The 21,996-nt window shown below is 37.8% G+C and carries 18 protein-coding genes; 8 read left to right on the top strand and 10 right to left on the bottom strand.

The annotated features are described in order from the left end of the window. Positions 1 to 23 precede the first annotated feature (23 nt). Positions 24 to 752 carry a DUF6503 family protein gene (locus tag CHB66_RS01325; RefSeq protein WP_089237172.1) on the top strand — a complete coding sequence of 243 codons (729 nt, stop codon included), beginning with the start codon at positions 24 to 26 and terminating at the stop codon, positions 750 to 752. 110 nt (positions 753 to 862) lie between these two features. Here CHB66_RS01325 and CHB66_RS01320 read toward each other — a convergent pair whose 3' ends face one another. The 5 genes from CHB66_RS01320 to CHB66_RS01300 are packed head-to-tail and all read right to left on the bottom strand — an operon-like array spanning position 863 to position 4,325. Then, positions 863 to 1,321: a DUF4268 domain-containing protein gene (locus tag CHB66_RS01320; RefSeq protein WP_089237170.1), complete on the bottom strand. Its 459-nt coding sequence runs from the start codon at positions 1,319 to 1,321 to the stop codon at positions 863 to 865. Between the two features lie 3 nt (positions 1,322 to 1,324). Continuing rightward, entirely contained in the window at positions 1,325 to 2,188 is an 864-nt protein-coding gene (locus CHB66_RS01315) for a ChaN family lipoprotein (protein ID WP_089237168.1), read from the bottom strand. Next, complete coding sequence (gene folB / locus CHB66_RS01310; protein WP_089237166.1) at positions 2,181 to 2,546, bottom strand: dihydroneopterin aldolase; 366 nt, start codon at positions 2,544 to 2,546, stop codon at positions 2,181 to 2,183. The genes CHB66_RS01315 and folB overlap by 8 nt, the downstream gene beginning before the upstream one ends. Then, positions 2,546 to 3,412: a DivIVA domain-containing protein gene (locus CHB66_RS01305; protein ID WP_089237164.1), complete on the bottom strand. Its 867-nt coding sequence runs from the start codon at positions 3,410 to 3,412 to the stop codon at positions 2,546 to 2,548. The genes folB and CHB66_RS01305 overlap by 1 nt, the downstream gene beginning before the upstream one ends. A gap of 4 nt (positions 3,413 to 3,416) precedes the next feature. Then, positions 3,417 to 4,325, bottom strand: coding sequence for a WD40 repeat domain-containing protein (locus CHB66_RS01300; RefSeq protein ID WP_089237162.1), 909 nt, complete (start codon positions 4,323 to 4,325; stop codon positions 3,417 to 3,419). Positions 4,326 to 4,363: 38 nt separating this feature from the next. Here CHB66_RS01300 and CHB66_RS01295 point away from each other — a divergent pair, with 38 nt between their 5' ends. Together CHB66_RS01295 and CHB66_RS01290 are read left to right on the top strand one after the other, a co-directional pair. Then, complete coding sequence (locus tag CHB66_RS01295; protein ID WP_089237160.1) at positions 4,364 to 4,993, top strand: 4'-phosphopantetheinyl transferase family protein; 630 nt, start codon at positions 4,364 to 4,366, stop codon at positions 4,991 to 4,993. A 48-nt stretch (positions 4,994 to 5,041) separates the two neighbouring features. After that, a complete protein-coding gene (locus CHB66_RS01290; protein ID WP_089237158.1) occupies positions 5,042 to 5,623 on the top strand; it encodes a thioredoxin domain-containing protein in 582 nt (193 codons plus the stop codon). A 21-nt stretch (positions 5,624 to 5,644) separates the two neighbouring features. Here the strand turns inward: CHB66_RS01290 and CHB66_RS01285 are convergent, their stop codons facing one another. Next, complete coding sequence (locus tag CHB66_RS01285) at positions 5,645 to 6,484, bottom strand: transglutaminase-like domain-containing protein (RefSeq protein ID WP_089237156.1); 840 nt, start codon at positions 6,482 to 6,484, stop codon at positions 5,645 to 5,647. 148 nt (positions 6,485 to 6,632) lie between these two features. Beyond that, the gene (gene msrA / locus CHB66_RS01280) at positions 6,633 to 7,733 is read right to left on the bottom strand and encodes a peptide-methionine (S)-S-oxide reductase MsrA (RefSeq protein ID WP_089237154.1); all 1,101 of its coding nucleotides are present in this window, start codon (positions 7,731 to 7,733) and stop codon (positions 6,633 to 6,635) included. A 255-nt stretch (positions 7,734 to 7,988) separates the two neighbouring features. On the opposite strand from msrA, the gene CHB66_RS01275 reads away from it, so the two are divergent. From CHB66_RS01275 to CHB66_RS01260, 4 genes are all read left to right on the top strand, one after another. Next, positions 7,989 to 8,567 carry an outer membrane beta-barrel protein gene (locus CHB66_RS01275; RefSeq protein WP_089237152.1) on the top strand — a complete coding sequence of 193 codons (579 nt, stop codon included), beginning with the start codon at positions 7,989 to 7,991 and terminating at the stop codon, positions 8,565 to 8,567. A gap of 474 nt (positions 8,568 to 9,041) precedes the next feature. Beyond that, positions 9,042 to 11,816: an aconitate hydratase AcnA gene (acnA, locus tag CHB66_RS01270; RefSeq protein ID WP_089237150.1), complete on the top strand. Its 2,775-nt coding sequence runs from the start codon at positions 9,042 to 9,044 to the stop codon at positions 11,814 to 11,816. Between the two features lie 160 nt (positions 11,817 to 11,976). Continuing rightward, entirely contained in the window at positions 11,977 to 14,400 is a 2,424-nt protein-coding gene (locus CHB66_RS01265; RefSeq protein ID WP_089237148.1) for a penicillin acylase family protein, read from the top strand. Positions 14,401 to 14,405: 5 nt separating this feature from the next. Beyond that, entirely contained in the window at positions 14,406 to 14,780 is a 375-nt protein-coding gene (locus CHB66_RS01260; RefSeq protein WP_245812640.1) for a hypothetical protein, read from the top strand. A 217-nt stretch (positions 14,781 to 14,997) separates the two neighbouring features. On the opposite strand, the gene CHB66_RS01255 is transcribed toward CHB66_RS01260, so the two are convergent. Continuing rightward, complete coding sequence (locus CHB66_RS01255; RefSeq protein ID WP_089237146.1) at positions 14,998 to 16,626, bottom strand: acyl-CoA carboxylase subunit beta; 1,629 nt, start codon at positions 16,624 to 16,626, stop codon at positions 14,998 to 15,000. A 168-nt stretch (positions 16,627 to 16,794) separates the two neighbouring features. Beyond that, positions 16,795 to 17,595, bottom strand: coding sequence for an N-acetylmuramoyl-L-alanine amidase family protein (locus CHB66_RS01250; protein WP_089237144.1), 801 nt, complete (start codon positions 17,593 to 17,595; stop codon positions 16,795 to 16,797). A gap of 68 nt (positions 17,596 to 17,663) precedes the next feature. On the opposite strand from CHB66_RS01250, the gene CHB66_RS01245 reads away from it, so the two are divergent. Continuing rightward, the gene (locus CHB66_RS01245) at positions 17,664 to 20,435 is read left to right on the top strand and encodes a putative LPS assembly protein LptD (protein WP_089237142.1); all 2,772 of its coding nucleotides are present in this window, start codon (positions 17,664 to 17,666) and stop codon (positions 20,433 to 20,435) included. A 147-nt stretch (positions 20,436 to 20,582) separates the two neighbouring features. On the opposite strand, the gene CHB66_RS01240 is transcribed toward CHB66_RS01245, so the two are convergent. Beyond that, positions 20,583 to 21,797, bottom strand: a complete 1,215-nt coding sequence (locus tag CHB66_RS01240; protein WP_089237140.1) for an arginine deiminase — start codon at positions 21,795 to 21,797, stop codon at positions 20,583 to 20,585. Positions 21,798 to 21,996 lie beyond the last annotated feature (199 nt).

Raw genomic sequence — 21,996 nt, 5'->3', positions numbered from 1 at the left:
GTCGTTCTTAATCTACCCTAAATATGAAATCTTATATACTTTACTTGCTTGGTGCGCTCTTGCTTTTCTCTTGCGATTCACGAACAGAGGCCGAAAAGTTGATAGACCAATCAATAATGGCTCATGGAGGAAAGAAATTTGAGTCTGCCAAGATTAGTTTTGACTTTAGAGATCGCTCATATCAAATATTCAAATCACCTACTGCTTTTGAATATATCAGAGCATTTTCAGACAGTACAGGTCAAGTAAAGGATGTTTTGAATAATACAGGATTCACGCGATTTGTCAATGGTAATGCCGTAGAATTGGATGAAAAAAGAGAGCGGGCATTTACTAACTCTGTCAATTCAGTAGCCTATTTTGCTTTTTTGCCTTATGGACTCAATGATCCGGCTGTATTTAAAACGTACATTGGTTCGACTGAAATTGATGGCAACAAGTATGATGTAATCAAGGTGACTTTTGCCGAAGAGGGTGGAGGAGAGGATTTTGATGATGAGTTTTTGTACTGGATCAATCAAGAGAACCATTTGATCGATTATCTAGCCTATTCATACCATACCGATGGTGGAGGTGTTCGATTCAGAAAAGCCATCAAAAGGCATGAAATAGGTGGCTTGATCTTACAAGATTATGAAAACTACAAGCCATCTGATAAATCCGCAAAACTTGAAGAGATGGAAGCATTGTATAAAGCAAGAAAATTGGAATTGCTCTCTGAGATCTTATTGGAGAATGTAGTAGTGGAATAGAGGTGTGATTGGAGGTCAAGAGGTTTAAGTGGGTATTTGTTTTTCTTAGCTTAATTTTGAAATTAGACTAATTACAGGTGTACCCGATAACTAATTAACTCAATAACTATCTAAAGCTCCTCAAATGCCGGTTTCATATTAGCCCAAAAAGCATCTAAGGCAATGATTCTAGGTTTAAGAAAAGAGATGATTTTTGGCCAATCATTTTGGTTCATCACATTGACATTGGGTAGTGTTTTTTGCGTGCGGGAAATGACTTTCCCCAACTCATCTATTTGATGCAGTTCCCAGTCCCAAATTTCTCCGACTTCTGAGTGAAGCATGCTTTTAAATTCCTCCAATTGTTCAAAAAATATCTGTTGTAGTTCGATATCCGAATGTGTAAGCTCGATGGCTATGGAAGCAAAGCCTTGTTCAGCTTTCATCTTAAAAAATAAATGCTTCACTCCTGTTTTATAATTAGGCCAATTTACTTTGGTACCTGATGTGGAAGGAACGGGCTTCATATATTGGCCAAAAGCTGTCCAAAAATCTTTCCTGATTTTGGATCTTTCTGCTTTACTGTACATGAATTAATAACTTTTTTGACTATCTGTTGGCAAAACTAAGATAAAATCAGCGATCCACTTTGAAGCTTCTTCCAACTTACTGATATCATTTTGCTCTACAGTTGCTATGGTTAATATTTTTACTTCTGGATATTCCTGTTTGACATACCATACGATCCCTTCATAATTATTGGAATGGTAGCTACCATTGATATGGTAGACTTTTTGCTTTTTTTCAATCGCATCAAAAAGTGAATATGCCATAGTAGCGTCTTTGATAGCTTGTGCCTCTACCATATAGTCAACATTCATTCCTGATCCATGCATCATGTTTTTCATACCTACATAGCCAGGAAGCTCTTTATCCACAACAATCGGCAAGGGAGCTATATATGCTTTTGCTTCTTTTGACAATTCTTCCAGAGCTCGCAATCCTTCTCTGCTGACTAAGGAAGCGTATTTCCTTGGTATATTAGAGGCTATAAAAGGAATGTTGTTTTGCTTTGCATATTGCATCAAAGGTTTGTAGTCAGTACTGTAATTGTTCCAGAGTTTAGCCTCTGCTTCAAAATTTTTGTCTGTAATTTTTCCTGCAAACCATTCATCAATATTCAATTGATCATCTCTTTCAAAAAACTCTCCACTTAAGACTAAATCAGCCCCTGACTGATTCAATGATTTCAAAAGTTGCAACTGCACCCAATGTGCCATGGAGTTGTTATGAAGCTCTCCGAAAAATATGAGCTCAGAAGATGAAGAAGCTTCCAATATTTGTTCAATCTTGACAGCCTTTCCTTCTTTGTCAAATACTTGATGTGTTAATATTTGCGCTTGAAGAAAATTTGCTAGGAATAACAAAAATGTCAGCATTGTGAAATTTCTAATCATAGTCTTCAGGGTAGTTAACAGTGATCACTGAGTAATTGACTACACCTCCTATAGAGGGGTTATGCTTTTTGATAGTGATGGAAATTTGCTTGGAAGCAGGGTATATTTTAAGAATATCCTTGATCATCAAGTGAGCGAGGTGTTCAAGTAGTTTTACTGGTTCCAGCATATGCGATTTGGCAATTTGATAGATTTTAGCATAATCTACCGTATCCTTCAAAGTGTCGTGTAGCATTGCTTGCCTGAAATCTGTTTCCACATGTATGTCTACAGTAAATCGGTTGCCAAGTTTATTTTCTTCCGAAAATACCCCATGATAAGCGTGGAATTCAATTCCTTCTAAAGACACTTTTCCCATTAACCTACTTCGTCAAAAAATGAATTTCCTTTATTTCCTTTGTTTTTATCTTCTTCGGCTTCTTCTTGAGTAAAATTCTCTGGATCTTCCTCAATTTCTTGTTTCGCAACTGTTTCTGAAATGTCTGAATTTTTTATTTCAGCTACATTTTCTTCTTCTAGCTCGTCATTACTTTCTATTGGTGGATTTTTTGTTTCCGATACTTCCTCTGAGGTCTCGATTGAAGGCGCTTCTATAGTCTCCAATGTCATTTCACTATGCTCAATGCTGTCTACATTAGCTATCGTAAAAGCCTCAGTTTTTGTCAATGTTTCGACCATCTCTAAGTGTGCATGCACATTGATTTTTTCAAGATTACCATTGGAAACACTGATGTTGTCTTGGATGTCATCTGAGAGACTTTTAAGATTTTTCAGGATCAATTCACGCTGCTGAACCAGTGTTTCATACCCTCGTACCAATGAGCTGACATCATTTTTAAGCTCTTCCATGATTTGCTTGGCCTTGGATTCAGCTGTTTCAATCAGGTTTTGAGATTTGGTTTTTGCATCATTGAGCATGGCATCAGCATTTTGATGCGCCTCTCTGACGATGTATTCAGCTGCTTCATTAGCCTCTTCGATGATACTAGCTCCAGTGTCTTCAGCTGTCTTTAAGGTTCTGAAAAGAGAAGCTTCTACTTCTTTCATTTTATTAGCTTCCTTGATGCTGTCGTCTAGCTTTTTCTGAAGTTCCTCTGTCGCATTGTTTACCTTTTCCCACTCTTCTGAAAGCTCTTTTAAGAAAGCATCAACTTCTTCTTTATCATAACCTCTGAAGTTTTTCTCAAAGGATTTTTTACGGATTTCTAAGGCTGTTATCTTCATATGGTTAAAATTCTACTTTCCAAATTGAAATACTTCTATCGTCACTGACTGAGATGATAGATTGGTCATAACTGCTCCACAATACCTTATTGATAGAGGTACCATGACCAGCATGCCGGGCTTTGTCTATCACTTTCAAGAGTTTATGACTCTCTGCATCCCATACTTTTAAGGACTTGTCCATGCTACAAGTCACAAAATACTTACCATCTTCTCTGAAGGACAGGTAATTGATGGCAAACATGTGCGCAACCACCTGATCTGAAATATCATAAGATTTAGTGTTCCAGATTTTTAAGTGAGCATCTCTACCCCCAGAGATCAATTTCTCCTCTATCGGGGAATAAGCCAAAGCAAATACAGAATTGCTATGGGACTCTAGATTGTGAAGTGCTTTGTAATCTTTAGTACTAATGATTTTAATGGTATGATCACTAAAACCCACAGCCAATGATTTTCTATCATTGTCAAATGCCATGACCCGAGCACTTTTTGAGCTTAATTTCAAATGCTTTTTGACTGCTTTTTGATCTACATCGACCACGATAACTACTCCATCGGCAGCTCCTACATAAAATTCCGTTCCCAATGATTTGATATCAAATATAGATTGATCAGTGAGCTTGAGAGACCATATCTCCCTGTTTTCATTCAAATCAATCACATGAATTCCTTCAAAATTGTGGCCAATGATCAAAAGGTTTCGCTCTCGATCTACTTCTAAAGCATAGACAGAATGTGGAAGCTTGGCGATGAGTTTGCCATCCTTTGGGTTATCCAAGTCCCACTCGACCACCATTCCATCACCAGACCCTGTATAGAAATACCTCGGGTTAGCTCCCTCTGCAAGAGCATAGATACAATCATTGTGTCCTGTTAGTGTATGAAGTTTATTAACTTGGATTTTTGACATATATTGCGTTTTATGCAAAACAAAACCCTCAATGGGCTATGCAAACAAAAATAGAAAAAATAAGTACTTTATCGGCCTTGGCTGTAAATAATATTCAGGAAGTCTGTTATCAAGAGGTTGATTTTTTGAGTTTTCGCGAGAAGTTGTCACTTGCAAACATTTCCAAAATAGAAAAAAGAGATGAATGGAAAGCAGCAAGATTGGCTATCAAAGCGGCTTTAGACTGCATTTCCTTACCTTATCCAGGGTTTTACAAGGATGAACACGGGAAGTCTCATGCTATGGATGGATATGGACATGTTTCATTGACCCATACCAAGGGAATAGCAGCAGCAATCTTCCATAAAGATATGCCAGTAGGAATAGATTTGGACTATACAAGAGAAAAAGTGGTGAGACTAGGGCCAAAGTTTCTTGATGCTTCAGAAATAGATTTTCTCAACAATGATCCATTACTATTTACAATGGCTTGGTCTGCTAAAGAATCGATCTATAAATGTCAAGGTAGAAGAGGCATCAGCTTAAAGGAGAATATTTTATTAAAACCTTTTGGAAAAAAAGATCAAGTTATTCATGGTAAGGTCTATGATTCAGAATTTTCTGATCATTTCTATACCGTGAAAGTTGAAGTTTCTGGTGAAATGGTACTTACTTATACAATTTGGTAGAGACTTTGTATATATTTAAATATTATTATCATTTAGATCCCGCAAACTATGAAAAGGCTCTCTATATTACTGCTAATAGGATTATTGTCTACTTCTACTGTATTTGCACAGCGAGTAGATAATTTCATCCTTGAAGATATTTTGACAGGTCAAAATTTTGAGCTTGATACGCATCAAGATGCAAAAGCAGTAGTGATAATTTTCACTACTTTATCTTGTCCTTTTTCAAAGCTTTATGAAAATAGGATTATCGAACTTTACGAAAATTTTAAAGCGGATGGTTTTGTATTTGCATTAGCCAATCCACACTTTGGTAACGACCCTGATGAAAATAAAAAAGCTGTAGAAGAAAGGTTCAAAGGAAGGGTAGAAGAGCTTCGAATTTTGAACGATGGTAATCAAAATTTAACCAGACAGCTGCAAGCAACCAAACTGCCCGAGGTAGTAGTGATTACGCCTAGCCCGACGGGATTTGCTATTGCTTATAGAGGTGCAATAGATAATAATCCACAAGTGCCAGAAAGTGCGAATATGCGATATTTAGTCTCAGCAATTCAAAGTATACAAAATAAAAGAAATCCTAGCCCTAGCACTAGCAGACCTGTGGGATGTAATATAAGAATGAAATAAAGAAAGGCCGATGCCTTTTTTTCAATCGATTATCTGTAAGAGTCCCTTTACTTCTTCTACTTTTTCAGTTTCTCCAAGTTTTTCAAAGGCAACAATCAAGTTTCGAATCATTCTGGTGACAATATCCTTGTTGCTACAAGGTTCAAAAAAAACTTCTCTAGGAGCTATTTTTAAATGCTCTAAGTAGTTGTGTATGTCTTGCTTATTGAATACCAGCCCTTTGTTGAATGCGTTGATATAAAAATTTACATCTGAGGATTTGTAGGTCAAAACAAAAAGGTTGGGCAAGTTCACACCATAAATGGGTAAGCCTAGCTTTTGAGCAACGAGTAGGTAAATAGCACATAGACTAATTGGATTGCCTTTTCTGTTTTCTAAGACATTGCTTAGCATACTATTTCCAGGGGAATGGAAATTTTTGGTATTTGCCGAAAACCTCAGGTTACTAAAAAGCACATGATTGATTGCTTTGATTTGTTCATGAGGGAGTAGGTCATTTTTGAATCCTGTCCAAACTTCAAAATAAATTTGATGCATATCAGCATTGAGTTTATCAAATTCTAAGTCTGGATACTGATAAGTATTGATGATCCAAAGTCCAGTCAATAAGTCTTGATCTGGTGAAGCAATCCAATCTTGAAGTCTTTCTTTGAGTTGTGACAGTTGTAACTTGTGGACGAGGTCTTCGATTTCTTTTTGAATCTCTGGATTGAAACTATCTTCCCATTTTTTTTCTAGAAAAGGAATAATACCATGTCCCAAAGAGATGATTCTGTCCTGTACATGTGACTTGACTTCTTGATCTTGATCGTCAAGAAGAGAAACCAAAGCATGCAATTCTTTGTCTGTCAATTCTTCCATGAAGTTTTCCCATTGTGCTCTTACTAAAATACGGGTTTTTAATTTTTTTGCTCAAAATTTCTTCAAGAAGTTTTCTTTGTAATAATGATAGCGCACGATGGATTTCTCCCATGTGCGCTATTATAAAAGTTTAATTTTTAATTTCTGATCAATCTACTAGCCATAGATAATCACCATATCCTTCGCTCTCCATATCTTTTTTGGCTATAAATCGCATGGCTGCTGAGTTCATACAATACCTCAATTGAGTGGGTTTAGGACCATCAAAAAAGACGTGACCCAAGTGAGAATCTCCAAGTTTGCTTCTAACTTCAACCCTTACCATCCCATATTCATAATCCAAAGGCTTATCAATTAGTCTAGCATCAATAGGTTTTGTAAAGCTTGGCCAGCCAGAATAGGATTCATATTTGTCTTTGGAGCTAAAGAGAGGTGCGCCAGAAACTATACATACATATATTCCTTCTTCCTTGTTTTCGTTGTATTTATTATTGAATGCCATCTCTGTTTCATTATTGATAGCTACTTCATATTGCAATGGTTCCAATAATTTCTTCAATTCTTCTTTAGAAGGGCTTCTATATTGTTTTTCCAAGTCAGAGGGCCAGTGTTTGGTAATAAAGGCATCTCTACCCGAACCCCTTCTGTAAGCATAATACTCATCCGGATTTTTTTTATAATAGTCTTGATGATAGGCTTCTGCTTCATAAAAACTGGTGTATTTCACAATCGGAGTTACAATGGGCTTATTAAACTTGCCTGACCTCCCCAATCTTTTTTTAGATTCTTCGGCTACTTGTTTTTGGATGTTGTTGTGATAGAAAATTGCTGACTCGTATTGAGTACCTCTATCATAGAATGATCCGCCAGCATCTGTTGGATCAAATTGCTGCCAGAAGATGTCTAGTAATTCTGAATAACTGATAACTTCGGGATTATAAGTGATTTGAACAGCTTCTTTGTGACTGGTCTTGCCAGAACTCACATCTGAATATGTTGGATTTTTTTCTTTTCCACCGGAGTAGCCTGATACTACCGAAACTACCCCTTGAATTCCTTCAAATGGTGCCTCAATGCACCAAAAGCATCCTCCTGCAAAAGTCGCTAGTTCAGTTGGACCATCATAATTGAGTCCTTCCTCTGAGGTTTCTATTGATTCCTCCTTGTTATTAGCTTGAGAGCATGCAATCATTCCGAAACTAAAAACCTGAATTAATACCAGTGAAAGGGTGAATTTTAAATTTTTCATAATGCTTTTTACTAATAGTTATATTGGAGTGATTTAAAGGGCACGATTTTAGATAATTTGAGATTTATCATTTATCAACAGTTAAAACAACACAGGACTCAGATTGTTCTCTGCAAGGTTTTAACTTGATTGAAATCAAATACGATTTAATATCTAATTCAGATTGGATTTGCAAGATCAAAGAATTCTAACTTAATTGGTGAGATTTTGATCAATCAAAATTCTGAAAAAAAAGAGCTTTAACTTAATCGCCCAATGAAAAAGCTAGTTCAGATTACATTAGTCCTGATAAGTATGCTATTTTTCAGCACTGAAATCAATGCCCAGTCTAAGACAGGTTGGGGTATAAAAGGAGGACTTAATTATAATTCCAATGGAAAGTATTTCAGAGACGCTGAACTTGTATTGAGTGACCCCTTGAATAATTGGGGATACAATGTAGGCCTTTTTGGTAAGATAGAAGTAGGGCCACTATTTGTGAGACCCGAACTAGCTTATACGCAACTTAACTCTGAAATCAATTCTACTCAGTTAAGAACAGAACGATTGGATATGCCCCTTTTGGTAGGCCTGAATGTGTTAGGTCCTGTAGTTTCTTTTTTTGGAGGGCCAGCGCTTCATTATACCATTCAAGACGACCTCAAGTCTCTGGAATATGACAAATACAATATGGGGTATCAGTTTGGGATAGGATTAAATTTCAATAATCTTGGGCTTGATATCCGATATGAACGGGAGCTTAATGATCAAAAAATTAATATTGATAATGTTTTTACAGGTCAAGGAGATTTCAAATATCAGCAGATTACTTTGAACATGAGTATCAAGTTTTAATCCAAAGAAGGAAATAAGATTATCCGCAATGACTTCAGCATGCAAATTTGTTCACAAATGATCTAGAGGATAATCGTTATTGGTTTTTAGTTGACTTGTTTTCAATTTATTAATTGTATTAGGACATACCACTATTTTTTGGCTACTGAGGTGGAAGTGAAAATGTGTGGAATGAAAAAACTTTATTCTTTTGAAATTAGCTTTTAGGTATATCCGCTTTCGCACCAGTAACCATATTTTATTACGCACACACCTTAAATTCAGATGTTGTCGACTGTCGACCGTCGTCCGTTGACGATTATCCGCTTGATCCTTTCGTTTTATTGAATTACTGGTGTCATTGCGGATAATCATATTAGCTTTTATTTGAAATTCACTTTTTAGCTATTTATTCCACTTTTCCGTTGAAAAATAACGATATTTAGAATTAACCGTTTTTTAAATTAAGATTTTAAACTTAAACCGATTCTAATTATGTCACAGAACCCTTTTGACGCTAAAAAAACCCTAAACTCCTCCAAAGGATCTTTTACTTACTGGAGCTTAACTGCTTTGCAAGAAGCTGGATTTAAAATTGATCAACTACCCTTCTCTATAAGAATTCTATTAGAAAACGCACTAAGGAATTATGATGATTTTGCTATTACTAAGGAACATATTGAAACACTTGCCAACTGGTCTCCAGAGCCCTCTGATAAGGATATCCCTTTCAAGCCCGCCAGAGTCTTGATGCAAGACTTTACAGGAGTGCCAGCTGTAGTAGATATTGCATCTTTGAGAGCAGAAGCTGTTAGGAAAGGCAAAGACCCCAAAAAAATCAACCCCCTGATACCAGTTGATCTAGTCATAGACCATTCTGTGCAAGTGGATTATTTTGGTACCAATTATTCTTATCAGAAAAATGTAGATGTAGAATATGAACGGAATGGTGAGCGCTACCAATTTCTGAAATGGGCTCAAAAAGCATTTGATAACTTTTCTGTTGTTCCTCCAGGAATGGGAATTTGCCATCAGGTTAATTTAGAATACTTAGCCCAGGGAGTGATTGCTAGAGATGGGAATGTTTTTCCAGATACACTTGTGGGAACAGATTCCCATACTCCTATGGTGAATGGGATAGGTGTAGTGGCTTGGGGAGTCGGTGGTATCGAAGCAGAAGCAGCTATACTTGGTCAACCAATTTATTTTATTATGCCAGAGGTAGTAGGTTTAAAACTTACTGGAAAGCTTCCTCTAGGGACTACTGCTACTGATATGGTGCTTACAATTACACAATTGCTTAGACAGCATGGTGTGGTAGGTAAGTTTGTAGAAGTATTCGGTTCCGGTCTTGATCATTTGACAGTTCCAGATAGAGCTACAATTTCTAATATGTCACCTGAGTTTGGTTGCACAGTGACCTATTTTCCCATAGATGATCGCACGCTGGATTACATGGATAAAACCAATCGAGCCAAAGATCAAATTCAATTAGTAGAAGATTATACCAAAGCAAATATGCTTTGGAGAGCTGATGAAGATAAAATCAAGTACAGTTCCGTAGTAGAATTAGATCTAAGTACAGTTGAACCAACTGTTTCAGGTCCAAAGCGGCCGCAGGATAAAATTCTTGTTCGTGAGTTCAAGCAAAAGTTCGGGGAACTTCTCGAAGAAGTGCATGGAAGAGCTTATATTCCAATAGATAAAAGAGACGAGGGACGCTGGTATGCTGAAGGAGGTAGTCAGCCTTCAGATCGAGAGGGAAGTAATGTAGCCGAAGTAGAATATGAGACAAAAGTAAAAAACGGACTTAAAACCGTTGTCGTCAAACTCCATAATGAAAAGTTTGCATTGCACGATGGTTCCATTGTGATCGCCGCAATAACTTCTTGTACCAATACATCCAATCCTTCAGTCATGATAGGAGCAGGATTGGTAGCTCGTAAGGCAAGAGAAAGAGGATTAGATGTCAAGCCTTGGGTAAAAACATCATTGGCGCCAGGATCCAAAGTAGTAACTGATTATTTGGAGACTGCTGGGCTTTTGGATGACTTAGAGGCTTTGAGGTTTCACGTAGTGGGTTATGGGTGCACTTCTTGTATTGGGAATTCAGGTCCACTTCCTAGGCATATTGCTAAGGCTGTAGAAGAGAATGATCTGGTAGTGAGTTCTGTTTTATCAGGAAATAGAAATTTCGAAGCTAGGGTTCACCCTCAAGTAAAAATGAACTACCTAATGTCACCTATGCTCGTTGTAGCCTATGCTTTGGCAGGTAGGGTAGATGTCGATTTGAATGAAGAGCCACTTGGCTACGATCCAAATTTGGAGCCTGTTTATTTAAAAGATATTTGGCCAAGCAATGATGAGATTTTTGAGGTGATGAGTAAAGTGCTTTCTCCTGCTGATTTCGAAAAAAGCTATGGAGAGATCTTTGAAGGAAATGAGCAGTGGAAAAAACTAGAAGCGCCCAAGGATGAAATTTATCAATGGTCTGATCAAAGCACTTATATCAAAGAAGCCCCATTTTTTGAAGGACTATCTGAAAATGTGCTTGAACCCAATGACATTTTAGAAGCAAAAGTGCTTTTGAAGTTAGGAGATAGTATCACTACAGATCATATTTCACCAGCAGGATCATTTGCAGAACACAGTCCTGCAGGTCAATATTTGGTTAGTCGTGGAGTAGAAAAAAAGGATTTTAATTCATACGGCTCCAGAAGAGGTAATGATGAGGTAATGGTGAGGGGAACTTTTGCCAATGTTCGTATCAAAAATCAACTTGCTACAAAAGAGGGTGGATATACCATTCATGTGCCAAGTGGTAACGAGATGAGTGTTTATGATGCAGCTATCAAATACAGGGAGGCAAACACCCCCCTGATTGTATTAGCAGGTAAGGAATATGGGAGCGGTTCGTCAAGAGACTGGGCGGCCAAAGGTACCAACCTTTTAGGAATCAAGGCCGTTTTGGCTGAGAGCTACGAGAGGATTCATAGAAGTAATCTTGTAGGAATGGGTGTACTTCCTTTACAATATATGCCGGAAGATACTGCAGATAGTCTTGGGCTGACTGGTAAAGAGAGTTTCAGTATCAAAGGAATCTCAGAGGGACTATCGCCTCTTAAAAAACTGGTAGTAGAAGCTAACCTCAATGATGAGAGATCAACGAGTTTTGAAGTGATATGTCGCTTAGATTCAGCGATTGAGATTGAATACTTTAAAAATGGCGGAATCTTACATTATGTGTTGAGAGATTTCCTTAAAAAATAGAGCATAGATCTAAAATAAGACAAAATAGTTATGAGTCTATGGGCTGGCAAAGTGTTTTTCATATTAAAATACTTTACTAGCCCATTCGATTTCTGATTTTTATTCAATTTCTAATCTTAGACATTTTTTCTATATTTAAGCTCTTAGATCACTCCTACTTATGAAATATATAAGTTTTGCTTTAGCCTTGATTATTACCATTTCACTTGGCGTAGCACTTTCCCTTCAATTTGGCAGCATTCCACCACTTGGCAAGTTATTAGATCCAAATCATGGATTTTGGCAGAATTCCTATTCAGAAGATCAGCTTGTAAAGGAAGAAATTAGGCTTACTGGACTAACTTCACCTGTGACCATACAGTATGATGAGAACTTGATTCCCCACATTTTTGCTCAAAATGAAATAGATCTATACAGAGCTCAGGGGTATGTCACAGCTCAAAACCGCCTATGGCAAATGGAGTTTCAGACTATGGCTGCCGCAGGTAGAATCTCTGAAATTGTGGGTCCAATAGCTATTGATTTGGACAGGATGACAAGAAGAAAGGGTATGCCATTTGCAGCTGAGCAAGGGATACAGTTTTTGGAAAATAATGATCCTGAGACTTTCAAACTTGTGCAGGCCTACTCTGAAGGAGTCAATCAGTACATTGATGGACTTACTGTCGCAAGAATGCCGATTGAATACAAGATACTCAATTACAAACCCGAAAGATGGTCGCCTTACAAATCTCTTCTTTTGCTGAAGTACATGGCAGATATGTTAGTTGGAGATCGAGACCTAGAATATACCAACTTGAGAACTATTCTTGGGCCTGAATTGCTAGAAAAGCTATTCCCCCTATTTCCAGAGGAAAATGATCCAGTAATTGAAGCTGAAAAGCTTTGGGATTTTACACCTTTGGAAGTCTCCAAGCCAGAAGGAATTAATTACCCCAATGATTCGATTTTTGTAAAAACCATGCCTCAACCTGAGCCTGGTGTAGGTTCAAATAACTGGGCAGTATCAGGAAGTAAAACTGCATCAGGCAGAACAATCCTAGCGAATGACCCACATTTGAGTTTAAATTTGCCTTCACTCTGGTATGCAATGCAATTGACTACTCCTAATCATTCGGTCAAGGGTGCTACCCTTCCTGGGGCGTTGGGGATCATTTCGGGATTCAATGAAAATATTGCTTGGGGTGTGACCAATGCCACCCGAGATACCAGAGATTGGTATGCAATTACTTTTAAAAACGATGATCGTACAGAGTACCTATACAACGATCAATGGATCCAAAGTACTTTTAGAATTGAAGAAATCAAAGTTAAGGGAGAGGCATCTTATCTCGATACTGTAGTTTATACCCATCATGGCCCCGTGGTATATGACCAATCTTTCAGGGCAGAAAGACAAGATGTGAATTTTGCACTGAAATGGACTGCACATTTACCTTCCAACGAGCAGAAGACTTTTATTTTATTGAATAAAGGAAAATCTCATGATGATTACATCGCAGCATTAGAATACTATACCTCGCCAGCCCAGAATTTTGTTTTTGCATCCAAATCAGGCGATATAGCCATGAAAGTACAAGGCAGGTTTCCGCTAAAATGGGAGGATCAGGGCAGATTTTTGATGGATGGAAATGATCCTAGAATGGAATGGAAGGACTTTATTCCAAATGAACACCATGCAGCAACTCTAAATCCAGCGAGAGGGTTTGTTGCTTCTGCAAATCAACACTCCGTAGACCCTTCTTATCCGTATTATGTTTTCGATAATAGTTTTGAGCATTATAGAAATAGAAGATTGAATCAGCGTTTGAGTGAAATGAATCAAATCACTGTTGGTGATATGATGGAACTTCAGTTTGATAATTTTCATCTTCATGCATACGAAGCACTGCCGATCATGATGAATTACATCAAAGCTGACTCTTTGATCAATGCTGGTGCGGAAAATGTAGCTTATTTGAAGGATCTGGCTGATTGGAATTTCTTTACCTTTCCTAATCAAACTGCACCGACTTTATTTCACCTTTGGTGGAGGTATTTGCATCGAAGCATATGGGAAGATTTGAGAAAATCAGACCTTCCAGTTGTACTTCCTAACAATTATCAAACGGTCAAATTACTAACCAATGAGCCAACTTCCTTTCTCTTTGATAAAAAAACTACAGCGCAAATTGAGTCAGCCAAGGATCATGTTTTAGCAAGTTTTGATTCCATGATTGTACAGGTGAAGAAATTGAAGGAGGAAAAAGGTGATTATACTTGGGTGAATCATAAAAATACTACTATTCAACATTTGGTGCCCAATTTCAAATCTTTCTCTTTTGAAGGTATTTATACTGGTGGAGGGGCAGGAATTCTCAATGCAACTTCTGAGCGCCATGGAGCGAGTTGGAGAATGGTGGTAGAACTTGGGGACGAACCTGAAGCTTTTGGGATCTATCCAGGAGGACAATCTGGAAACCCTGGTAGCAAATATTATGATTCATTCCTAAAAAAATGGGCAAACGGAGAATATGTGAACTTCAAGCTCCAGAAGATCCAGGATTCTCAAAGCACCCTTTTTTCAACAACATTAAAGCCATAGAAATTATGAAGTTCACAGCCTTATTAATCTTAACAGCTATATTAGTTTTATTTTTAGGACCATACTTTAGCTATCCCTATTTGATGGGAATCATTGTAGTTTTGTCTTACTTGATGTCATCAAGTGGGGCATCCTCTTTTTTTGCGGCAGGTTTGGGAATGGGTTTGGTTTGGCTCGGTAAAGCGATTTTTATTAGTATTGATACAAGTTCTTCACTTCCCGATAAGATGGCTGATTTGATGGGAATGGAACAAAGTAATCTACTTTGGATAGCCACTGGAGTTTTAGGAGTATTACTTGGCGGATTTAGCGGATTAACTGGCGCATTGCTAAGAAATCTATCCAAGCCAAAAAGATCGCAAGGAATGTACAGGTATTAATTTAATTCTTTGTAATTGAGCCAATAATTGAATTTGTTACTTCAACTATTGAGAGAAACTGCCAGTCTACTGACAACAGTTCGCAGAGAACTATACAATTGCTAAAAACTTTAGTTATATATCGCCTAATGCTAATTAAGGTCGAAATGGGAATACAAAATAAAAAAGTCAGCAGATCAATTTGCTGACTTTTTTATTTTTTGTCTTCAAATATGAATTAAGTTTGAATCACACCTACGTTGAATTTTTCAGTGATAGGAGCGTGATTGGCTGCTTCGATACCCATACTGATGACTTTTCTAGTTTCAAGCGGATCGATGACACCATCTACCCAAAGCCTAGAAGCGGCATAATAAGGACTTAATTCTTCATTGTATTTGGCAGTGATCTCTTCTAGTAGTTTCTTTTCATCTTCAGGTGTAATTGTCTCTCCTGATTTTTTCAGAGAGGCTACTTTGATTTGGAGCAAAGTTTTGGCGGCAGAAGCTCCCGACATTACCGCCATTTGTGCTGTTGGCCAAGAGTAAATTAGCCGTGGGTCATAAGCTTTGCCACACATCGCGTAATTTCCTGCACCATAGGAGTTTCCAATCACAATGGTGAATTTAGGGACTACTGAATTTGCCATCGCATTGACCATCTTTGCACCATCTTTGATGATTCCACCATGTTCGGCCTTACTGCCAACCATAAACCCGGATACATCTTGTATGAAAAGAAGGGGGATTTTTCGCTGATTACAATTCATTATGAATCTAGCAGCTTTGTCAGCAGAGTCAGAGTAGATAACGCCACCCATCTGCATTTCTCCTTTCTTATTTTTGACAATCTTTCGCTGATTTGCGATGATTCCTACTGCCCATCCTTCAATTCTTGCTGTACCACAGAGCAAGGTTTTGCCATAATCTTTTTTGTATTCATCAAATTCTGATTCATCCACTAAACGCTCGATAATTTCTCGCATATCATAGGGCTTTACTCTATCAGATGGAAAAACTCCATAAAGTTCAGTTTCATCTTTTTTAGGCTTTGCGGCTTCTTTTCTATCAAACCCAGCCTTTTCGTAAGCACCTATTTTGTCAAAAATATTCCTTATGGCATCAAGACATTCTTGATCAGTATCATATTTATTATCGGTGACTCCTGATATTTCACAATGTGTAGTAGCACCTCCAAGTGTTTCGTTATCTACACTTTCTCCAATAGCAGCTTTGACCAGATAAGAACCAGCCAGGAAAATAGAGCCAGTCTTGTCTACAATCATGGCCTCATCTGACATGATAGGTAGATATGCTCCCCCAGCAACACAGCTACCCATGATAGCGGCAACTTGAATGATACCCATGGAAGACATCTTTGCATTATTTCTAAACTGTCTTCCAAAATGCTCTTTGTCAGGGAATATCTCGTTTTGCATGGGCAGAAATACTCCAGCACTATCTACCAAGTAGATGATAGGTAGTCTGTTTTCCATAGCTATCTCTTGAGCTCTAAGGTTCTTTTTTGCGGTCATTGGAAACCATGCTCCTGCTTTGACTGTCGCGTCATTGGCAACAATCATACACATGCGACCTTTTACATATCCGATTCCAGTCACCACCCCAGCAGAAGGACACCCCCCTTCTTCTTCATACATTCCGTCAGCGGTAAGCGCACCAATTTCCAAAAAATCTGAATCAGTGTCTCTCAAGTAATCAATTCTTTCTCTTGCAGTCAATTTGCCTTTTTCATGCTCTTTGGCAATTCTCTTTTCCCCACCACCTAATTTGACTTTCTCTATTTTTTTGCGCAGCTGAAAAAGTAGTTGTTTGTTTTGATCTTCGTTTTTATTGAATTCAATATCCATAAAGTTATTCGGGTTTAATTTTCAAAGCTAAAATAAGGTAATATGTTGATAAGTTTCAAAATAGCATGGGAGTTTTGATATGTGGGACTTAATAAAAGCAAATCGCCTTCACAAAACGAGTTTGTGAAGGCGACAATAGAAAGTTTTATGTTTTGGACAAGGCAACGATCATAGAGACTCTATTTCCTCTTTGTATGCTTTTACCGAACGATAGATGGCGGATGCTAAATAGGTTTGTCCATCTTTACTGTTGAGATATCTTTCTTCATTTGGATTGGATATAAAACCTAGCTCCACCAAAACGGATGGCATGCTCGTGGTCCACAGAACGTAGAGGGGTGCTTGTTTTACACCCCGACTATGGCGATTAACTCTGCTAGTAAAATCATTTTCAATCTTCGAGGCGAGAGAAAGGCTATTGGAAAGGAAAGCTTTCTGCATGATGTTGAACATGATATAAGATTCTGGTGAAGTAGGATCGAATCCTTCGTAATTTTCTTCGTAGTTGTCCTCGAGTAGGATTACGGAGTTTTCTCTTTTCACGATATCGAAATTTGCCTCAAAGTTTTTGGTACCCATCACGAAAGTTTCTGTCCCATAAGCAGATCGATTAGCGGCTGCGTTGCAATGAATAGAAATAAAAAGATCTGCCCTGTTTCTATTAGCTATATTAGGCCTTTCCTTCAAGTCCACGGCTACATCAGATTGCCGGGTATATATGACCTTCACATCTGGTAAATATTCTTCTATATATTTCCCTACTTGTAAAGCTACTTTTAGTGTGATGTCTTTTTCCTTACTGAAAGCGCCTAGTGCACCCGGGTCCCTGCCACCATGTCCAGCATCGATTACAACAGTCCTCAATTTGAACTCTGGAGCCTTTTCTCCTGTGGGTTGGAAACCCATGAAAAGAAAGGAAAATGTAATTAAAGTAATTGCAAGAATATTTTTAACTTGAAGTCGTTTCATAAGCACTAAATACCATTAACTTTGCTCGTTCGAAATTTAGAAATTTTTAAACAAATTTGATTCAATCGGTGCGGAATAACAGGCTCCACTTCATAATATTCCTACTATTTTGGGTAATTCCCCAACTTGTGTTCTCTCAAGAGCGAAGAACAAGGAGGGTGGAAAATCCAATTGTTGCTCCTGATTCTATTCTAAGAGCACCAGCACAGACGCTTCCAGAAGTGGAATTACCAGAAATTTATCTACCTGACAGCCTTCCAGAAAATGACTCTACAAAGGTAGTGCCTAAAGGAGATATAGAAACCATTATCAATTATTATGGGGAAGATAGTATCATCACTGATTTTGCACAAAATAAAATTTATCTTCATAAAGAAGCTTGGTTTGAATACGGGAATATTAGACTTGATGCAGACCTGATTATCATTGATTGGGATAAGAGTGAGCTTTTTGCTTCTGGCGTGACAGATTCATTGGGAAACATTAATGGAAACCCCATTTTCAAAGAGGGTAACTCCACTTATGAAATCCGAAAAGAGATGCGTTATAATTTCAAAACGCAAAAGGCAATTATCAAAGACGTAGTGACAGAGCAGCAAGATGGATTGCTGAGAGGAGAGACGATCAAGAAGACCACGGATGGCAGCATTTACATGGATAAGGGGTATTACACTACCTGTAATTTGGCAGAACCTCACTTCCATATTTCAGCAGCCAAGATCAAATCTATACGTGGCAAGCAAGTTGTGACAGGGCCATTTAATCTTTATTTTAATAATATACCTACTCCATTAGGGCTGCCTTTCGGGATTATACCTGATACACCAGAAGAAAAGGCATCAGGAATTGTTTTTCCCTCTTATGGGCAAGAGCAGCGACGAGGCCTCTTTTTGAGAGATTTCGGATACTACTTTGCTTTCAATGATTTTATCCATACCCGATTGACCGGGGATATTTACTCCAATGGAGGATGGGGAGCCAAAGCTGCTTCTATTTACAAGAAACGCTATCGGTACAATGGTAGCTTTAATGTGGATTATCAAAGTTTTAGAAGTCCTGAAACAGAGCTCAATCCTCTAGACTTCACATCTGTATGGGTGAGTTGGCAGCACACACCAGAATCTAGAGGTAATTCTAGATTTTCTGCATCGGTTAATGCAGGTACGCAGAATTATAATAATTTGGTCATTAACCCTAATAACTTTGCAAACAATGTTAGAGCAGATTTCACATCTAATATTGCCTACAGCAAAACTTTTGCGGGAACGCCCTTTAGTATGTCGGCCAATTTGAGACATTCTCAAAACATCAATACAGATGAAGTCAATCTGACGCTTCCTGATGTAGCTGTCAATATGAATCGACAAAATCCCTTTCAGAATTTAACAAGGTTTGAGCCTCTGAAGACACTAAATATTGCTTGGAACTTCAACCTTCAAAATCAAATCACCAATAGAATAACCCCTGCACTAGGTGTGCAAAATCAAAATTTTCAACAGGATTTTGGGTTTGGAGAAGAATTTCAACAAGCACCTGATGTTTTAGCCTTTACTTTTGCGAATCTACCTCAACTCTTGAGAGATGCAAATAATGGCGCTAGGAGTACTGTCCCAATTTCTTCAAATTTCACCTTATTCAAATATTTTACTGGAACGGCCTCTGCAAACTATACAGAACTTTGGTATTTAGAAAGAATCAATTATTTCTACAATGATGTAGAAAATAGAGTAGATAGAATTCTTGAAAATGGCTTCAATAGAGTAGGCTTCTATACTACTTCTTTCAATATGAATACCAACGTTTATGGTTTTTACACTTTTAAAAATAGCAAAAAGATTGAAGCTATCCGTCACCACATGCAGCCTTCATTTGGTTTTAATTTTACGCCTGATTTTTCTGACCCAAGATTCGGGTATTATCAACAAGTCCAAGTGGACAGTGCTGGAAGAACACAGTTTTTCTCCAGACATCAAGGTTTTATCTTTCAAGGAGCTCCATTGGGTGAATCTAGGGCATTAAGTATTTCCATCAGAAATGTACTTGAAGCAAAGATCAAAACTGAAAGTGATACAGCAGAGGTCAAAACTAAAAAGATTCCATTGCTTCAAACTTTGAACGTAACGACTAACTATAATTTTGCAGCTGATTCCTTTCAATTGGCTCCTGTGAATATGAATACGAGGACTTCGTTCTTTGACAACAAGCTTTCTGTCAACCTTTCTGCTACTTTAGATCCATACGCAACTGGGGTGACAAGAACAGCACAAGGACAAGAAGTAGGGAGAAGAATCAATGATTTTGCATGGAGAAGAGGGCAGGGGATTGGAAGTATTCGAAATGCCTCGATCAATCTCAATGGTAGTCTTAATCCTAGTAAATCCGAGCGCTCACCTGGTGAGGTGAGAGATGAAATCACCAACAATTTTCTCCAGCAAGGTGGTCAAATGAATGAATTTGTAGAGAATGAAATCAATCGAATCGTCAATGATCCAAGTCAATATATAGATTGGAGTATTCCTTGGAACCTTGGCTTTGGCTACAACCTCTCATACAATAACAGACCCGGGGGACAATCTAATGTTACTCAAGCATTGAATATCAATGGAGATGTTAGTTTGACGGATAAGTGGAAAGTCAATTTCAATACAGGTTATGATTTCTCTACAGCCAAAATCACCCAAACCATGATCTCTATTGCTAGAGATTTACACTGTTGGCAGATGAATGTGTCTTGGATACCTTTTGGAACCTTTACTTCTTATAGTGTAGATATCAGAGTCAAATCAGCTATTTTACAAGATCTTAAGGTCAATAGAAGAAGGTCATTCTTTGATAGATAGTTTTTGATTTAAGATTTTAGAAGGTAGGTCTAGACTGACCCTCCATCTCTTTGTGTCAAGAATCAAACACAAAGATGAAGGGCTGATTTAAGTCATGAGTAAGCCAACTTTAAAACTTTTCAACTTTCTATCATTACAGCTTAATTTTCAAATCTTAGCTCTACTCAAAGGCATAGTCATACATCTTGGGCCGCCAAGGCCTCGGGATAGTTCTGATGAAGGTATTTCCAGAACTTCCACACCTAGATTTCTCAATGCGCTATTGGTGTGTTTGTTTCTATTATAAGATATCACCCTTCTTGGACCTATTGCAAATACATTGGCTCCATCAAACCACTGTTCGCGTAAGGCGTAATCAGGGTTGCCATCTGCCGTATGGAGGATTTCCAAGTATGGAATTTCTTTTTCTAAAACTGTAAGCAATGATTCATTTAAGACCTCTCTTTTGATATGCACTTTATCCTCCTTGATTTCCTTGAGTGTATAAAGAGATGTTTGAAGTACTGCATTCAATGCATCTGGATAGGTCAATACCAAGTTTTCATCCAATATGGTGAATACGGTATCGAGGTGCATGTAATTTCTTTTTTGAGGAAGATGAACTTCATAGATTCTTTCCACCGTGCCCTCAGCTAGTAAGGACTTGGCTATATGATAAATCGCTTTTTCGTCTGTCCGTTCTGAATTACCTATGGCTACCGCTTTTTTGGATAGAATAATGATATCTCCACCTTCTATACTTGCTGGATTATTGTGACCATTAATTGGGTAGATACAGTTGATATTGTCTTTGAAATCAGGATGATTTTCAAAGATACTCCTCAGTAAGTCGGCTTCTCTCTGCCTTCCTTCCATTTTCATACTAGAAAAAACTATCCCCCCAGGTGTCACAGCCATGGGATCTCTTTGGAAATAAAGATTTGGACTTGGAGGAATGATGAAAGCATAGTCCATCAATTCTCCTGCTGATAAATTTGGGATTTTTCTTTTGAGCTCATGTACTTTGATGCCAGCCATCAAGGCCACAGCACATTCTGCTGTAGATAATCTCCCCATGATTTGCTCTGCTAAATGGGTCATATGAGATTTGCTGAGTGCTTGCTTCATCAATTTGAAGAGTAATTGTTCGTCAGATAGCACTTGAATCAACAGTTCCTGTAATCTATATATCGTAGCGCCGGTAGTCTGTTTGATCAAATCAGTAAAATAATCATGTTCTTTTTGCATTGCCTCCAAATACGGTACATCTTCAAAAAGTAAGAAGTCCTTATTGTATGGAGTTAATCGATCAATTTCCTTACCTGGTCGATGCATCAATACAGCCTTCAATGTTCCAAATTCTGAGTTTAATCTTAAATTCATGATTGTTTTTTAACTTATTTTTATAAAAATAGTGTAAAAAATATATAATATGCATCTATAATGAACCTATTATCATTTTTAGGTCTGAATTCATTAAATTATTTGGGAAATCCAAAAGCAAAACGTAATCAATATTGGATTTAGGTATTCAGTTTGCCTTCTTAAAGACAGATTTTCACTTCCAATACAAAAACACACA

Source organism: Belliella buryatensis (assembly GCF_900188245.1).
Taxonomy (GTDB): domain Bacteria; phylum Bacteroidota; class Bacteroidia; order Cytophagales; family Cyclobacteriaceae; genus Belliella; species Belliella buryatensis.
Note: the sequence above shows the minus strand (reverse complement) of the source record. Positions and strands in the feature narration are given on the sequence as shown.

Excerpts from the sequence above, each read along its gene's own strand:
- CHB66_RS01325 (WP_089237172.1), top strand. The coding sequence starts at position 24 with ATGAAATCTTATATACTTTACTTGCTTGGTGCGCTCTTGCTTTTCTCT.
- CHB66_RS01320 (WP_089237170.1), bottom strand. The coding sequence starts at position 1,321 with ATGTACAGTAAAGCAGAAAGATCCAAAATCAGGAAAGATTTTTGGACA.
- CHB66_RS01315 (WP_089237168.1), bottom strand. The coding sequence starts at position 2,188 with ATGATTAGAAATTTCACAATGCTGACATTTTTGTTATTCCTAGCAAAT.
- folB (WP_089237166.1), bottom strand. The coding sequence starts at position 2,546 with ATGGGAAAAGTGTCTTTAGAAGGAATTGAATTCCACGCTTATCATGGG.
- CHB66_RS01305 (WP_089237164.1), bottom strand. The coding sequence starts at position 3,412 with ATGAAGATAACAGCCTTAGAAATCCGTAAAAAATCCTTTGAGAAAAAC.
- CHB66_RS01300 (WP_089237162.1), bottom strand. The coding sequence starts at position 4,325 with ATGTCAAAAATCCAAGTTAATAAACTTCATACACTAACAGGACACAAT.
- CHB66_RS01295 (WP_089237160.1), top strand. The coding sequence starts at position 4,364 with ATGCAAACAAAAATAGAAAAAATAAGTACTTTATCGGCCTTGGCTGTA.
- CHB66_RS01290 (WP_089237158.1), top strand. The coding sequence starts at position 5,042 with ATGAAAAGGCTCTCTATATTACTGCTAATAGGATTATTGTCTACTTCT.
- CHB66_RS01285 (WP_089237156.1), bottom strand. The coding sequence starts at position 6,484 with ATGGAAGAATTGACAGACAAAGAATTGCATGCTTTGGTTTCTCTTCTT.
- msrA (WP_089237154.1), bottom strand. The coding sequence starts at position 7,733 with ATGAAAAATTTAAAATTCACCCTTTCACTGGTATTAATTCAGGTTTTT.
- CHB66_RS01275 (WP_089237152.1), top strand. The coding sequence starts at position 7,989 with ATGAAAAAGCTAGTTCAGATTACATTAGTCCTGATAAGTATGCTATTT.
- acnA (WP_089237150.1), top strand. The coding sequence starts at position 9,042 with ATGTCACAGAACCCTTTTGACGCTAAAAAAACCCTAAACTCCTCCAAA.
- CHB66_RS01265 (WP_089237148.1), top strand. The coding sequence starts at position 11,977 with ATGAAATATATAAGTTTTGCTTTAGCCTTGATTATTACCATTTCACTT.
- CHB66_RS01260 (WP_245812640.1), top strand. The coding sequence starts at position 14,406 with ATGAAGTTCACAGCCTTATTAATCTTAACAGCTATATTAGTTTTATTT.
- CHB66_RS01255 (WP_089237146.1), bottom strand. The coding sequence starts at position 16,626 with ATGGATATTGAATTCAATAAAAACGAAGATCAAAACAAACAACTACTT.
- CHB66_RS01250 (WP_089237144.1), bottom strand. The coding sequence starts at position 17,595 with ATGAAACGACTTCAAGTTAAAAATATTCTTGCAATTACTTTAATTACA.
- CHB66_RS01240 (WP_089237140.1), bottom strand. The coding sequence starts at position 21,797 with ATGAATTTAAGATTAAACTCAGAATTTGGAACATTGAAGGCTGTATTG.